Here is a 15,279-nt window from a genome sequence, read left to right on the forward strand (position 1 = left end):
GTGCCATGCCACTCGACCAGTCCCTCGTGGGCACCACATACCCGCCGACCTCGCCGTACGAGGTGGGCCGGGAGAAGATCCGCGAGTTCGCCGACGCGATCGGCGACCCCAGCCCGGCCTTCCGCGAGCCGGAGGCCGCCCGCAAGCTCGGGTACCCGGATGTGATCGCCCCGCCGACCTTCCCGATCGTGCTGACCCTCGACGCCAGCATGGTCGTCCTTGAGCAGCTCGGCGTGCAGCTCCGTGAGGTACTGCACCGTGAGCAGCGCTTCGAGTACGCCCGCCCGGTGACGGCAGGGGACCAGCTGACCTGCGTGGTGGCGGTGGAGAGCATCAAGAGCCTGGCCGGTAACGACATCCTGACCACCCGCACGGACGTGCTGGCCGGCGAGGAGCGCGTCGTGGCGGTCTGGTCCACCCTGGTTGTGCGAGGAGAAGCGTGATGCTGGAGACCGGTGCCGTACTGCCCGAGCGGGCCTTCCGGATCACGCGTGCCGATCTGGTGCGCTACGCCGGCGCCTCTGGTGACTTCAACCCGATCCACTGGAGCGACCGGGTGGCCGCCGAGGCCGGACTGCCGGGTGTCATCGGGCACGGCATGCTGACGATGGCGCTCGCGGCGCGTGCGGTGACCGAGTGGACGGGTGATCCGGGGGCGCTCGTCGCGTACACGGTGAAGTTCACCAAGCCCGTCGAGGTGCCGGACGACGAGCAGGGCGCAGAGCTGGCAGTGTCCGGGGTCGTCAAGAAGGTCGAAGGCGGCGTCGCCCAGGTCGACCTGACTGTCTCCGCGGCTGGCGAGCGGGTCCTGACCGCAGCCCGCGCCCAGGTCAGAGCAGGTTAGTCAGCACACGTTGATCGACTGCTTGGCGCTGTTCAGCGTCCTGCCGTCGGGCAGCGTGGCCTCGACCCACCACAGGGTCGGGACGTAACCCCAGCTCGATTCGGCCCACTGACCGTTCGAGAAGGACATGCTTTCCCGGTACTTGCCGGAGCTGTCCTCCAGCCGCAGGTACATCCGGCTGGCCGTCCCGCCGCTGAGCGTGGCCGTCATGGTGAAGCTCTGCCAGCCGCCCTGGCACTTGCTGGCCGCGACACCCGCGTTCAGCACAGGCCCGGACACGGTGCTCGCCGAGGGTGTGGCGGATGGTGACGTGCCGCTGGGGGAGGCTGAGGGCGGCCTGGTGGCGCTGGGAGCCGCCGAGGGTGTCGCGGACTTCGACGGCGTGGGTTTGGCGCTCTTGCTCGGGCTGGCGCTGGCCCGTGCCGTACCGAGCGCGCCGCTCGGGCTCGGCGCCCGCTCCGGCAGGTAGTCCGGCATCGCCTCGGTGCTCCTGGGGCCGGGCGGCATCTCCTCGGCGGACCGGCTGGCGATCACAGCCCCGGTACCGAGCAGCAGCGTCGCCGCCACGCTCACCCCGATCGCCGTCCAGCGCACTCCTGACCGCCTGGGCCGGGCGCTGGGCTGGCGGGGATACCCGTTCTGGTCGAGCGGGCCGACCCGGCGCGCCACCTCGGCGAGCAGACCCGGCACGGTGTTGTCCCTGGTCCGGCGTAATCGGGTCCACAGTTCGCCGCTGGCTGCCGGGAACGGCAGCGCCGCCCACTCCCCGAACAGCCCGGCCGGCGCGCCCGTCCTGCGGATCTTGCCCATGACCCGGCTCAGCTTCGTACCGGCAGCCGACGGGCTCTGCCCCGTGATCAGGCCGATCTCCGCAGGGGTGAAGCCGTGCCGGACGCTGAGTTCCGCGAGCTCCTGCTCCTCGGCGTTCAGCCCGGCCATCGCCTCGTGCACGGCGGCTGTGACCGCCCCGGCGTGCAGTACCGAGCCGAGTTCAACGGTCGCGGTGCTCAGCCCGCCCGGCTCCCACGCCGCTGCGCGGTGCGGCCGGGCGAGGCACTCGTGCCTGCCGAGCGCGTACAGCCAGGGCCGCAGGTCGGCCGGCGGCTCCAGCTCACCGGCGATCACGAACGCGTCGTGGACGGCGTCGACAGCGGCGGCCGGGTCGGCGGCCACGGTCAGGCAGTACGCGTAGAGGCGGTCCGCGTGTTCCCGGAAGGCCCGTTCGAGGCCTACGGGGTCGGCGAGGTCGCTCATGGGCTCAGACCGTAGCCCGAGTCCGTGCTCAGAAGCCAGGCACGGCATCGTTTCGATCTCGGGTATGGCGGAGTGGCGACCCGAGTTGGGAGAATCGCCGCCGTACCCGTACACTGGTCGACCTAGGGGTGAGTGGCCCCTGCTCCAGCCTGTGCTGAGCAGGAAGATCTCGCCCTTAGACGCGGAGCACGAGTCTCGATGACTCGGGTGACGCGAAGGGGTGTGGCGCAATTGGCAGCGCAGCGGTCTCCAAAACCGCAGGTTGCAGGTTCGAGTCCTGTCGCCCCTGCGTCGAGCACTGTCCGGTGTTGCCTGAGATGGAAACAGCGCAGGCCATGTTGGCCGGCGTGGAGCGCAACGGAGAGAGCAGATGGCCGAGAGCAAGCGGCGCGACAACGACGCCGACCTCAGCGAGGACAACACCCTCGGCGAGACCGCTGAAGCTGAGGCTGCTGGCGAATCTCTCGACGAGAGCGCGGATTCCGGGGACAAGGCTCCCGCTGCCTCGGGCAAGGCGGACAAAGCTCGCAGCTCTTCGGATAAGGTGGACAAGAAGGCCACCGAAGGCCGGGGTAACCCGTTCAGCCGCCTGGGCCGCTTCATCCGTGAGGTCGTCGCCGAGCTGCGCAAGGTGATCTGGCCCACGCGCAAGGAGCTGCTGACCTACACCAGCGTCGTCGTCGTCTTCGTCGCTGTGATGCTGACGATCGTCGCGCTGCTGGACCTCGGCTTCGCCAAGGCCGTGCTGTGGGCCTTCGGCAACGGGACGAAGAAGTAACCGAGAAAGAAGAGAGCCAGCGTGCCTGAGTACGACGAGACCACCGAGATCGCTGCCGAGCAGGCGCCGGTCGAGGAGCCGTCCGAGACCGAAGAGGCCGACGAGGCTGCCGCCGAGCTGGCCGCGCCCGTCGTCTCGGACGACGAGGACGACGAGGACCCGGTCAAGGCGCTGCGCGAGGCTCTGCGGTACGCGCCCGGCGACTGGTATGTCGTGCACTCCTACGCCGGGTACGAGAACAAGGTCAAGACCAACCTCGAGACCCGCATCCAGTCGCTCGACATGGAGGAGTTCATCTTCCAGGTCGAGGTGCCGACCCGTGAAGAGGTCGAGGTCAAGAACGGCAAGCGCCAGCAGGTGATGTCGAAGGTCTTCCCCGGCTACATCCTCGTCCGGATGGAGCTGACGCCGGAGTCGTACTCCTGTGTGCGCAACACGCCTGGTGTGACTGGTTTCGTCGGCGCCACCGACCGGGCGGACCGCCCGGCCCCGCTGTCGCTCGACGAGGTCCTCAAGTGGCTCGCGCCCGCCGTGCAGGAAAAGAAGAAGAAGCCTGAGGTCAAGGTTCTCGACTTCGAGGTCGGTGACTCGGTCACCGTCACCGACGGCGCCTTCTCCTCGATGCCGGCCACGATCTCCGAGATCAACGCCGACCAGCAGAAGCTCAAGGTTCTGGTGTCCATCTTCGGCCGTGAGACCCCGGTCGAGCTGAACTTCAACCAGGTCGCGAAGATCTGACACCAGCTAAGGTAGATGTCCCCGGGCAGTTCAGCCCGGGGGTTATCACAAGCCCAGGAAGTAAGACATGCCTCCGAAGAAGAAGAAGCTCGTCACGACTTTCACGCTCCAGCTTCCCGCTGGCCAGGCCACCCCGGCCCCGCCGGTCGGCCCGGCGCTGGGTCAGCACGGCGTGAACATCATGGAGTTCTGCAAGGCGTACAACGCGCAGAGCGAGAGCCAGCGCGGCGACATCGTGCCCGCCGAGATCAGCGTCTACGAGGACCGGACCTTCTCGTTCGTCCTGAAGACGCCGCCGGCCGCGCGCCTGATCCTGAAGGCCGCCGGTGTGGCCAAGGGTTCCGGCGAGCCGCACAAGACCAAGGTCGCGCAGCTCACGCAGGCCCAGGTCCGGGACATCGCCGAGAAGAAGATGCCCGACCTGAACGCCAACGACATCGACGCCGCCATGAAGATCATCGCGGGCACCGCCCGTCAGATGGGCATCACGGTCGCCGAGTAGTACGCGTTACGTACCGCCCCGCAGTTCGTGGGAGGGCCTCGAAGGCCCGCCAGACACCACAGGAGTTTTGAGAAATGGCGCTTGGAAAGAACTACCGCAAGGCTGCCGAGCAGATCGACAGCTCGAAGCTGTACGTCCCCGCCGAGGCGATCAAGCTGGCCAAGGCTGTCAGCTCCGCCAAGTTCGACGAGACCGTCGAGGTCTCGATGCGGATCGGCGTCGACCCCCGCAAGGCGGACCAGATGGTCCGCGGCACGGTCAACCTGCCGCACGGCACGGGTAAGACCGCCCGCGTGATCGTGTTCGCCGCTGGCGCCAAGGCCGAAGAGGCTGTGGCTGCCGGTGCTGACGAGGTCGGCTCCGACGAGCTCGTCGCCCGGATCCAGGGTGGCTGGCTGGACTTCGACGCCGCGATCGCGACGCCGGACCAGATGGCCAAGATCGGCCGGATCGCGCGGATTCTGGGCCCGCGCGGCCTCATGCCGAACCCGAAGACCGGCACCGTGACGATGGACGTCACCAAGGCGATCAACGAGATCAAGGGTGGCAAGATCACCTTCCGGGTGGACAAGCACTCGAACCTGCACCTGATCATCGGCAAGGCGTCCTTCGACGAGGCCAAGCTCGTCGACAACTACGCCGCCGTGCTCGACGAGGTGCTGCGGGCCAAGCCGTCTGCCGCCAAGGGCAAGTACCTGAAGAAGGTCACCGTCTCCACGACGATGGGCCCGGGCGTTCAGATCGACCCGAACGTGACCCGCAACCTGCACGACGTTCCGGCTGAGGCGTAAGTCTCGCTGTAGCTAGAAAAGGCACCCTGGGCGACCAGGGTGCCTTTTTGGCGCTTGTGGCCTGAATTCTCCGCCCCGGGGGTTCCCTGTACGTGGTGTGATGTGGCACGCTGCCCGAGTGCTCCCGCTGGGTCGACAGTGGAGCGAGTGGTGCGGGAGGGCTGTGGCGGTGGCTCGGAGGCTGGCGGGTGGCGCGGTTCTCGCCGTGCTGATCTCCAGCCTGACGCCGACCCCGGCCGCGGCAGGCCCGATGCAGCCGCCCAACCTGCGTGAGCGCTCGTGGCACCTCGACGCGATGAACGTGACGGCGGCCCAGTCCTACGTCCGGGGCGAGGGTGTCACCGTCGCCGTCATCGACACCGGGGTCGACCCGGACAGCGAGGCGCTCGGCGGCCAGGTCCTGCCCGGTACGGAGATCACGCCCGAGGGCACGGCTGGCGACGGCCGCAAGGACTACGACGGCCACGGCACCGGCATGGCGAATCTGATCGCCGGCAAGGGCCTCCACGAGGACAGCCCGCTCGGCGTGGCCCCGGCAGCCAAGATCCTCCCTGTGAAGATCACCAGGGAGTACGACGGGGCGTTCAGCTCCGAGAGCGTCTACCGGGCGGTGGTCTGGGCCGTCGACCACGGCGCCAAGGTGATCAGCATGTCGCTGGGCGGCCCGCCGACCCCGGAGGCGGACTGGAAGCGCCGCATGGTGCAGTACGCGCTCGATCACGACGTGGTGCTGGTCGCGGCCGCGGGCAACATGATGCAGGGCCAGGACGGGCCGCGCGTCTCCGAACCAGCTGCCATCCCCGGTGTCATCGCGGTCAGCGCGCTGAACAAGCGCGGTGACGTGTGGGCGGGTTCCCAGACCGGGCCGGAGGTCGTGGTGTCCGCGCCGGGGGAGCTGCTGCCGCACACGACGAGCAAGAAGACGACGAACGCCTCGGGTACGTCGGGCGCCGCCGCTCTGGTGGCCGGAGTGGTCGCGCTGATCCGCGCGAGGTACCCGCAGTCGAGCGCCGCCGACGTGGTCAACCGGCTGATCCGCACGGCGAAGGACCGGGGGGAGCGTGGCCGCGACGTCCAGTACGGCTTCGGTACGGTCGACGCGCTGGCGGCCGTGATCGCCGAGGTGCCGAGGGTCGACCGGTACCCGCTGGCGACCACAGCCCAGGCCTCGGCCTCCCCGCAGCCGGAGGCGGCCCCGGAGGACCGGTCGGCACCGCTCGGGCCGTGGCTGGGGATCGGCGGCCTGCTCGCTGCGGTGCTCCTCGCGGGCCTGGTGGCCTGGAGGACGGGCGTCACACGCCCCCGATTTGGCGCCGGCGGGCCCGGGCGGCTAGCATCGGGGAAGTTCACCCAAAGACCGCTGGTCACCGTGCCTGATAACAGGCCGGTCGAAGGTCCCGCATCGAGCGGGCGACCCGCGCAGGATGACGGTTAGCCGACCGGACACTCGTGTCCCGCGACGCCCCGCGCCCTGCGCTGGGGCGTTTTCTCGTTGGTACCCGATTCAGTGGTCCTAGAGCAACGAGAGAGGAGGGACATGGCGGACAAGCCGGTCCGGGCCGACAAGGCCACTGCCGTCGCTGAGCTCGCGGACAAGTTCCGTAGCTCCTCGGCAACCGTTCTGACCGAGTACCGCGGCCTGAAGGTCTCGCAGCTCACCGAGCTGCGGCGGTCGCTCGGCCGTGACACGTCGTACACGGTCGCGAAGAACACCCTGGCGAAGCTTGCGGCGACCGAGGCGGGCCTTGAGGGGCTCGACGCGCTGTTCACCGGTCCTACCGCGCTCGCGTTCGTCGGCGGGGACCCCGTCGAGGCAGCCAAGGGCCTGCGTGACTTCACCAAGGCCAACCCGCTGCTCGTGATCAAGGGCGGCGTCTTCGAGGGCCGGGCCATTTCGGCCGCTGAGGTCCAGAAGCTCGCCGACCTGGAGTCGCGTGAGGTGCTGCTGGCCAAGCTGGCCGGTGCCATGAAGGGCAACCTGAGCAAGGCCGCGGCCGTGTTCCAGGCTCCGCTGTCCAAGATGGCGCGTACGGCTGCTGCTCTGCAGGACAAGAAGGCTTAAGCCTCAAGCGAGCGCCTAGGCGCCACCCGGGACTACGCGGTCTCGGTAACAAACCGATGTTTTGCACACCGAAAGGACGCCTATCATGGCGAAGCTCAGCACCGAGGAGCTGCTCGCGCAGTTCGAGACCATGACCCTGATCGAGCTCTCGGAGTTCGTGAAGGCGTTCGAGGACAAGTTCGAGGTCACCGCCGCTGCTCCGGTCGCCGTCGCCGTTGGTGGCGGGGCTGCCGCTCCGGCCGAGGCCGAGGCTGAGAAGGACGAGTTCACCGTCGTCCTCGAGAGCGCTGGCGAGAAGAAGATCGGCGTCATCAAGGAGGTGCGCGCGCTCACCAACCTCGGCCTGAAGGAGGCCAAGGACCTGGTTGAGGGTGCCCCGGCCAACATCCTCGAGAACGTCGCGAAGGACGTTGCCGAGAAGGCCAAGGCCCAGCTCGAGGGTGCTGGCGCCACCATCTCCCTCAAGTAGTTCTCTCGAACTGCCCGGCGGGGCGGTCACTCCTTGTGAGTGGCCGCCCCGCCGTCGTCTAGCCGACGTGATTGCGCACCGGCGGTGTGTGCCCCTTGACGGGGGCTGCCTGCTCCGGCACGCTATCTACAGCACCATTGCGTCCGTGAGAGCTGCTGCCAGATCCGACAGCCTCCGCGGGCGGGGCCCACACCGGCATTCCAGTCCGGGGGCTGCCGCCAGCGTCGAGGGGTTTCTGGCATCCGCCTGGACAGCCGTGGATCTGTCGGCTACAGTGTTAGTTTGCGCTGCCTTCTGACGTAGCACCCGCCAAGAATGTCCATTTATTGGGTATTTGACTCGGGTTCGTCGGGGTGCGCGAAAACGGCCGTTTGTAGCACAGGTCCTCGGAAGGACGCATCTTGGCAGCTTCCCGCCCTGCGAAGACCAGCTTCACGACGAGCGCATACGCTCCCCGCCGGGTCTCATTCGGCAGGATCACCGAACACCTTGAGGTGCCCAACCTCCTCGCCATCCAGACGGAGTCTTTCGACTGGCTGGTCGGCAACGAGGCGTGGCAGTACCGGACCGCGGACGACAAGGTCGCGCGTGCCGGGCTGGAGGAGATCCTTGAAGAGATCAGTCCGATCGAGGACTTCTCCGGCACGATGTCGCTGTCTTTCTCTTCGCCCCGCTTCGACGAGGTCAAGGCCTCGATCGAGGAGTGCAAGGAGAAGGACCTCACATACTGCGCTCCGCTCTTCGTAACCGCAGAGTTCACCAACCACGGCACTGGCGAGATCAAGAGCCAGACGGTGTTCATGGGTGACTTCCCGATGATGACCCCGAAGGGGACGTTCATCATCAACGGCACTGAGCGTGTCGTCGTCTCCCAGCTCGTCAGGTCTCCCGGTGTGTACTTCGACAAGCAGCCGGACAAGACGTCCGACCGTGACCTGTCCAGCGTCAAGGTGATCCCGAGCCGGGGTGCCTGGCTCGAGTTCGACATCGACAAGCGTGAGACTGTCGGTGTCCGGATCGACCGCAAGCGACGCCAGGCCGTCACCGTCCTCCTCAAGGCCATCGGCTGGTCCGACGAGCAGATCCGGGAGCGTTTCTCCTGGTCGGAGCTCATGATGACCACCCTGGAGAAGGACCACATCGCCACCCAGGACGAGGCGCTGCTCGACATCTACCGCAAGCTGCGGCCGGGCGAGCCGCCGACGCGGGAGAACGCCCAGAACCTCCTGGACAACCTCTTCTTCAACCCGAAGCGGTACGACCTCGCGAAGGTCGGCCGTTACAAGGTCAACAAGAAGCTGACCGTCAGCGAGCCGATCACCACCGGCGTGCTGACGGACGAGGACGTCGTCTCGACCATCGAGTACCTGTGCCGGCTGCACGCCGGTGAGGAGGGCTACGAGGCCGACGACATCGACCACTTCGGCAACCGGCGGCTGCGCACGGTCGGCGAGCTCATCCAGAACCAGGTCCGCGTTGGCCTGAGCCGGATGGAGCGCGTCGTCCGCGAGCGGATGACCACGCAGGACGTCGAGGCGATCACCCCGCAGACCCTGATCAACATCCGTCCCGTCGTGGCGGCGATCAAGGAGTTCTTCGGTACCTCGCAGCTGTCGCAGTTCATGGACCAGAACAACCCGCTGGCCGGCCTCACCCACCGGCGCCGTCTGTCGGCGCTCGGTCCCGGTGGTCTGTCGCGTGAGCGGGCCGGCTTCGAGGTCCGTGACGTGCACCCGTCCCACTACGGCCGGATGTGCCCGATCGAGACGCCCGAAGGCCCGAACATCGGCCTGATCGGCGCTCTGTCGACGTTCGCGCGGGTCAACCCGTTCGGCTTCATCGAGACGCCGTACCGGAAGGTCATCGACGGCCGGGTCACCGAGCAGGTGGACTACCTGACCGCCGACGAGGAGGACCGGCACGTCATCGCCCAGGCGAACGAGCCGCTGAAGTCCGACGGCAACTTCGCCGGTGAGCGCGTGCTCGTCCGGCGTAAGGGCGGCGAGGTCGACTACGTCGTTCCCGCCAGCGTCGACTACATGGACGTCTCGCCGCGCCAGATGACCTCTGTCGCGACCGCGATGATCCCGTTCCTCGAGCACGACGACGCGAACCGGGCACTCATGGGTGCCAACATGCAGCGTCAGGCCGTGCCGCTGATCAAGAGCGACGCGCCGCTGGTCGGTACGGGCATGGAGTACCGTGCCGCCGTCGACGCCGGTGACGTGGTCGTCGCCGAGGTGGCCGGTGTCGTCGAGGACGTGTGCGCCGACTACGTGACGGTGCACCAGGACGACGGCCACCGCCGGACCTACCTGCTGCACAAGTTCCGCCGGTCGAACTCTGGTTCCTGCGTGAACCAGAAGCCGGTGGTGCTGGAGGGCTCGCGGGTCGAGGCCGGTCAGGTCATCGCCGACGGTCCCTGCACCGACGAGGGCGAGATGGCCCTCGGCAAGAACCTGCTCGTGGCGTTCATGCCGTGGGAGGGTCACAACTACGAGGACGCGATCATCCTGTCGCAGCGCCTCGTCCAGGAGGACGTGCTCACCTCGATCCACATCGAGGAGCACGAGGTCGACGCTCGGGACACCAAGCTCGGCCCGGAGGAGATCACCCGCGACATCCCGAATGTCAGCGAGGAGATGCTCGCCGACCTCGACGAGCGCGGCATCATCCGGATCGGTGCCGAGGTCGTGCCGGGCGACATCCTGGTCGGGAAGGTCACGCCGAAGGGCGAGACCGAGCTGACCCCGGAGGAGCGCCTGCTCCGTGCGATCTTCGGTGAGAAGGCCCGTGAGGTCCGTGACACCTCGCTGAAGGTCCCGCACGGCGAGACCGGCACGGTGATCGGTGTCCGCACGTTCTCCCGCGAGGACGGCGACGAGCTGCCTCCGGGCGTGAACGAGCTGGTCCGGGTGTACGTGGCCCAGAAGCGGAAGATCCAGGACGGCGACAAGCTGGCCGGCCGTCACGGCAACAAGGGTGTCATCTCCAAGATCCTGCCCGTCGAGGACATGCCGTTCCTCGAGGACGGCACGCCGGTCGACATCGTGCTCAACCCGCTGGGTGTGCCGGGTCGAATGAACATCGGCCAGGTTCTTGAGATGCACCTGGGCTGGGTGGCCAAGACCGGCTGGAAGGTCGAGGGCGACGACGCCGAGTGGAAGAAGGCTCTCCACGCGATCGGCGCCACCGAGTCCGGCCCGAACACCAACGTTGGTACTCCGGTGTTCGACGGCGCCAAGGAAGAGGAGATCACCGGTCTCCTGTCCTCGACGCTGCGGACCCGCGACGGCCAGCAGCTGGTCGGCTCGAACGGTAAGGCGCAGCTCTTCGACGGTCGCTCCGGTGAGCCGCTGCCGCACCACATCGCCGTCGGGTACGTGTACATCCTGAAGCTGAACCACCTGGTGGATGACAAGATCCACGCGCGGTCGACGGGTCCGTACTCGATGATCACGCAGCAGCCCCTCGGTGGTAAGGCCCAGTTCGGTGGTCAGCGCTTCGGTGAGATGGAGTGCTGGGCCATGCAGGCGTACGGCGCTGCCTACGCCCTGCAGGAGTTGCTCACCATCAAGTCCGATGACGTCCTCGGCCGCGTCAAGGTGTACGAGGCGATCGTCAAGGGTGAGAACATCCCGGAGCCGGGTATCCCGGAGTCCTTCAAGGTGCTCCTCAAGGAACTCCAGTCGCTCTGCCTGAACGTCGAGGTTCTCTCGTCGGACGGCGTGCCGCTGGAGATGCGGGAGACGGACGACGAGGTCTTCCGTGCCGCGGAGGAGCTGGGGATCGACCTGTCGCGGCGCGAGCCGTCCAGCGTCGAAGAGGTCTGAGGTGTCGGGCGGCCCTCCCCGGAGGGCCGCCCAGCCCCGGACGACACTTTTTACCCGAGTCACTAAGTAAGGGACATAGACGAAGTGCTCGATGTCAACTTCTTCGACGAGCTGCGGATCGGCCTGGCGACGGCTGACGACATCCGTCAGTGGTCGCACGGCGAGGTCAAGAAGCCGGAGACCATCAACTACCGCACCCTCAAGCCCGAGAAGGACGGCCTCTTCTGCGAGAAGATCTTCGGCCCGACCCGGGACTGGGAGTGCTACTGCGGTAAGTACAAGCGGGTTCGCTTCAAGGGCATCATCTGTGAGCGCTGCGGCGTCGAGGTGACCCGGGCGAAGGTCCGCCGTGAGCGCATGGGCCACATCGAGCTGGCCGCGTCCGTGACGCACATCTGGTACTTCAAGGGTGTTCCGTCCCGGCTCGGCTACCTGCTGGACCTGGCGCCCAAGGACCTCGAGAAGATCATCTACTTCGCCTCCTACGTCGTCACCAGTGTCGACACCGAGGCTCGTCACCGCGACATGCAGACGATCGAGAACGAGATCCTCGCCGAGAAGCGCCAGCTGGAGAACCGGCGGGACGTCGACGTCGACGGCCGGGCCAAGAAGCTGGAGACCGACCTCGCTGAGCTCGAGGCCGAGGGTGCCAAGGCCGACGTCCGCCGCAAGGTGAAGGAGTCGGGCGAGCGGGAGATGCGCCAGATCCGTGACCGGATCCAGCGCGAGATCGACCGGCTCGACGAGGTGCTGGAGACGTTCCGCAAGCTGGAGCCGAAGCAGCTCGTCCCGGACGAGATGCTGTACCGCGAGCTGCGCGACCGGTTCGAGGACTACTTCACCGGCGGCATGGGTGCCGAGGCGATCAAGTCGCTGCTGGAGAACCTCGACCTGAACGACGAGGCCGAGCTGCTCCGCGAGACGATCCGCTCCGGCAAGGGCCAGCGCAAGATCCGTGCCCTCAAGCGGCTGAAGGTCGTCGCGGCGTTCCTGGCCACCGGCAACTCGCCGCTGGGCATGGTGCTCGACTGCGTGCCGGTGATCCCGCCGGACCTGCGGCCGATGGTGCAGCTCGACGGTGGCCGGTTCGCCACCTCCGACCTGAACGACCTCTACCGCCGGGTCATCAACCGGAACAACCGCCTCAAGCGGCTGATCGACCTCGGCGCGCCCGAGATCATCGTGAACAACGAGAAGCGGATGCTCCAGGAGGCCGTCGACGCGCTGTTCGACAACGGCCGTCGTGGCCGTCCGGTGACCGGTCCGGGTAACCGGCCGCTGAAGTCGCTGAGCGACATGCTGAAGGGTAAGCAGGGCCGGTTCCGCCAGAACCTGCTCGGTAAGCGTGTCGACTACTCCGGCCGTTCCGTGATCGTCGTCGGCCCCCGGCTGAAGCTGCACCAGTGCGGCCTGCCGAAGCAGATGGCGCTGGAGCTGTTCAAGCCGTTCGTGATGAAGCGCCTGGTCGACCTGAACCACGCGCAGAACATCAAGTCGGCCAAGCGGATGGTCGAGCGTCAGCGCCCGGTCGTGTGGGATGTCCTCGAAGAGGTCATCACCGAGCACCCGGTGCTGCTGAACCGTGCACCCACCCTGCACCGCCTGGGTATCCAGGCCTTCGAGCCGCAGCTGGTCGAGGGCAAGGCGATCCAGATCCACCCGCTGGTGTGTACCGCGTTCAACGCCGACTTCGACGGTGACCAGATGGCGGTGCACGTGCCGCTGTCCGCCGAGGCTCAGGCCGAGGCCCGGGTGCTGATGCTGTCCAGCAACAACATCCTCAAGCCGTCGGACGGCAAGCCGGTGACCATGCCCACCCAGGACATGATCATTGGTCTGTACCACCTGACCCACGTCTCGCCGAAGACGCAGCCGGACCCGCGGGTCTTCGCGTCCGACGCCGAGGCCCGGATGGCGTACGACGCCGGCGACCTGCACCTGCAGCAGCCGGTACGGATCCGCCTCGACGGCCTGGCCGGCGTGGACAACGGCGCGTTCCACCCCGCGTGGGAGGCTCCGGAGGGCTTCGAGCCGGGCGACACGGCGATCATCGAGACGACCCTGGGCCGGGTGCTGTTCAACGAGACGCTGCCGGTGGACTACCGGTTCGTGAACTACGAGGTCCGCAAGGGCCAGCTCTCCATGATCGTCAACGACCTGGCGGAGCGGTACCCGAAGGTGCAGCTGGCGGCGACGCTGGACGCGCTGAAGGAGTACGGCTTCCACTGGGCCACCTGGTCCGGCGTCACGATCTCCATCGAGGACGTCGTGCAGCCGCCTGCCAAGTGGGAGATCCTGGGCCGGTACGAGAAGGACGCCGACCGGATCGAGAAGCAGTACCAGCGTGGTCTGATGACCGCCGAGGAGCGGCGCGGCGAGCTGATCGAGATCTGGACCAAGGCGACCAACGAGGTCGCCAAGGAGATGGAGACGGCGCTCCCGCAGGAGAACCCGCTCTGGCAGATGATCCACTCGGGTGCCCGCGGTAACCTGCTGCAGCTGCGGCAGATCTCCGCGATCCGTGGTCTGGTGGCCAACCCGAAGGGCGAGATCATCCCGCGTCCGATCAAGTCCTCCTTCCGTGAGGGCCTGTCGGTGCTGGAGTACTTCATCGCCACCCACGGTGCCCGTAAGGGCCTCGCAGACACCGCCCTGCGTACCGCCGACTCGGGTTACCTGACCCGTCGTCTGGTGGACGTCTCGCAGGACGTGATCATCCGCGAGGAGGACTGCGGCACCGAGCGGGCGATCCGGATGGCGATCGGCCACAACGTGGACGGCGTCATGACGGTCGACGAGCACGCCGAGTCCGGTGTGCACGCCCGTACCCTCGGCGACGACGTCTTCGACGCGAAGGGTGTCCAGCTGGCGAAGGCCGGCCAGGACCTGAACACGCTGCTCACCGAGCAGCTCGTCGAGGCCGGCGTGCTGGAGCTGCGGCTGCGCTCCGTGCTCACCTGTGAGTCCAAGCTCGGCGTCTGCGCTGCCTGCTACGGCCGGTCGCTGCCGACGGGTAAGAGCGTGGACATCGGCGAGGCGGTCGGCATCATCGCCGCCCAGTCGATCGGTGAGCCGGGTACCCAGCTGACGATGCGTACCTTCCACACCGGTGGTGTGGCTGGTGAGGACATCACGCAGGGTCTGCCGCGTGTCCAGGAGATCTTCGAGGCCCGGGTTCCGAAGGGTAAGGCTCCGATCGCGGAGACCGCCGGCCGGATCCGGATCGAGGACGGCGAGCGGATGCGCAAGATCATCATCGTGCCGGACGACGGCAGCGACGAGATCGTGCACGACAAGCTCTCGAAGCGGTCGAAGCTCCGGGTGCACGACGGTGGTCGCGTCGAGGTCGGCGAGAAGCTGACCGAGGGCACCATCGACCCGCACGAGCTGCTGCGCATCATGGGCCCCCGCGCGGTTCAGGTTCACCTGACCGCCGAGGTCCAGAACGTGTACCGCTCGCAGGGTGTGCAGATCCACGACAAGCACATCGAGATCATCATCCGCCAGATGCTCAAGCGGGTCACGATCATCGATTCGGGTGCCACGGAGTTCCTGCCGGGCTCCGTTGTGGACCGTGCGCAGTTCGAGGCCGAGAACCGCCGTCTGGTCTCCGAGGGTGCCGAGCCGGCTTCCGGCCGTCCGGTCCTGATGGGTATCACGAAGGCCTCGCTGGCCACGGACTCGTGGCTGTCGGCTGCCTCCTTCCAGGAGACGACCCGGGTGCTCACCGACGCGGCGATCAACGCCAAGTCGGACTCCCTGATCGGCCTGAAGGAGAACGTCATCATCGGTAAGCTCATCCCGGCCGGTACCGGTATCTCCAAGTACCGCAACATCCGGGTGGAGCCGACCGAGGAGGCCAAGGCCCGCGTCTACTCGATGACCGGCTACACCGAGGTCGACTACGGCTTCGGTCCGGCGAGCGGCCAGGCCGTCCCGCTGGACGACTTCGATCTGGGGTCGTTCCGCTAAATAACATGCAGTTGCTCTGGCCGGGTCCCGCACGGG

At 67.3% G+C, this 15,279-nt stretch carries 12 protein-coding genes and 1 tRNA gene; 12 read left to right on the forward strand and 1 reads right to left on the reverse strand.

Features of this window, described 5'->3' with window-relative positions:
- The first annotated feature begins 5 nt into the window (after positions 1 to 5).
- Positions 6 to 443, forward strand: a complete 438-nt coding sequence (locus A3G1_RS0101805; RefSeq protein WP_018347745.1) for a MaoC family dehydratase N-terminal domain-containing protein — start codon at positions 6 to 8, stop codon at positions 441 to 443.
- Positions 443 to 844 (forward strand): MaoC/PaaZ C-terminal domain-containing protein, encoded by a 402-nt coding sequence (locus A3G1_RS0101810; RefSeq protein ID WP_018347746.1) that lies wholly within the window; start codon positions 443 to 445, stop codon positions 842 to 844. The genes A3G1_RS0101805 and A3G1_RS0101810 overlap by 1 nt, the downstream gene beginning before the upstream one ends.
- Here the strand turns inward: A3G1_RS0101810 and A3G1_RS0101815 are convergent, their stop codons facing one another.
- Entirely contained in the window at positions 845 to 2,098 is a 1,254-nt protein-coding gene (locus A3G1_RS0101815) for an RNA polymerase sigma factor (protein ID WP_026211711.1), read from the reverse strand.
- A 216-nt stretch (positions 2,099 to 2,314) separates the two neighbouring features.
- Here A3G1_RS0101815 and A3G1_RS0101820 point away from each other — a divergent pair.
- The 10 genes from A3G1_RS0101820 to A3G1_RS0101865 all read left to right on the forward strand — a co-directional run bounded on the left by A3G1_RS0101820 (position 2,315) and on the right by A3G1_RS0101865 (position 15,243).
- Positions 2,315 to 2,387: transfer RNA gene (locus A3G1_RS0101820), tRNA-Trp, on the forward strand.
- 81 nt (positions 2,388 to 2,468) lie between these two features.
- Entirely contained in the window at positions 2,469 to 2,876 is a 408-nt protein-coding gene (gene secE, locus A3G1_RS0101825) for a preprotein translocase subunit SecE (protein WP_018347747.1), read from the forward strand.
- 21 nt (positions 2,877 to 2,897) lie between these two features.
- A complete protein-coding gene (gene nusG, locus A3G1_RS0101830) occupies positions 2,898 to 3,614 on the forward strand; it encodes a transcription termination/antitermination protein NusG (RefSeq protein WP_018347748.1) in 717 nt (238 codons plus the stop codon).
- A gap of 67 nt (positions 3,615 to 3,681) precedes the next feature.
- On the forward strand, positions 3,682 to 4,116 hold the full coding sequence (gene rplK / locus A3G1_RS0101835; protein ID WP_018347749.1) for a 50S ribosomal protein L11: 435 nt from the start codon (positions 3,682 to 3,684) through the stop codon (positions 4,114 to 4,116).
- Between the two features lie 74 nt (positions 4,117 to 4,190).
- Entirely contained in the window at positions 4,191 to 4,907 is a 717-nt protein-coding gene (gene rplA / locus A3G1_RS0101840) for a 50S ribosomal protein L1 (RefSeq protein ID WP_018347750.1), read from the forward strand.
- Between the two features lie 169 nt (positions 4,908 to 5,076).
- The gene (locus A3G1_RS32695) at positions 5,077 to 6,342 is read left to right on the forward strand and encodes a S8 family serine peptidase (protein WP_157640848.1); all 1,266 of its coding nucleotides are present in this window, start codon (positions 5,077 to 5,079) and stop codon (positions 6,340 to 6,342) included.
- 102 nt (positions 6,343 to 6,444) lie between these two features.
- Positions 6,445 to 6,969, forward strand: coding sequence for a 50S ribosomal protein L10 (gene rplJ / locus A3G1_RS0101850; RefSeq protein ID WP_018347752.1), 525 nt, complete (start codon positions 6,445 to 6,447; stop codon positions 6,967 to 6,969).
- An 85-nt stretch (positions 6,970 to 7,054) separates the two neighbouring features.
- Positions 7,055 to 7,438: a 50S ribosomal protein L7/L12 gene (rplL, locus tag A3G1_RS0101855; protein WP_018347753.1), complete on the forward strand. Its 384-nt coding sequence runs from the start codon at positions 7,055 to 7,057 to the stop codon at positions 7,436 to 7,438.
- Between the two features lie 401 nt (positions 7,439 to 7,839).
- A complete protein-coding gene (rpoB, locus tag A3G1_RS0101860; RefSeq protein WP_026211712.1) occupies positions 7,840 to 11,271 on the forward strand; it encodes a DNA-directed RNA polymerase subunit beta in 3,432 nt (1,143 codons plus the stop codon).
- 84 nt (positions 11,272 to 11,355) lie between these two features.
- Positions 11,356 to 15,243: a DNA-directed RNA polymerase subunit beta' gene (locus A3G1_RS0101865; RefSeq protein WP_018347755.1), complete on the forward strand. Its 3,888-nt coding sequence runs from the start codon at positions 11,356 to 11,358 to the stop codon at positions 15,241 to 15,243.
- Positions 15,244 to 15,279: the final 36 nt, after the last annotated feature.

Origin of the sequence: Longispora albida DSM 44784, assembly GCF_000379825.1 — a bacterium.
Classification (GTDB): Bacteria; Actinomycetota; Actinomycetes; order Mycobacteriales; family Micromonosporaceae; genus Longispora; species Longispora albida.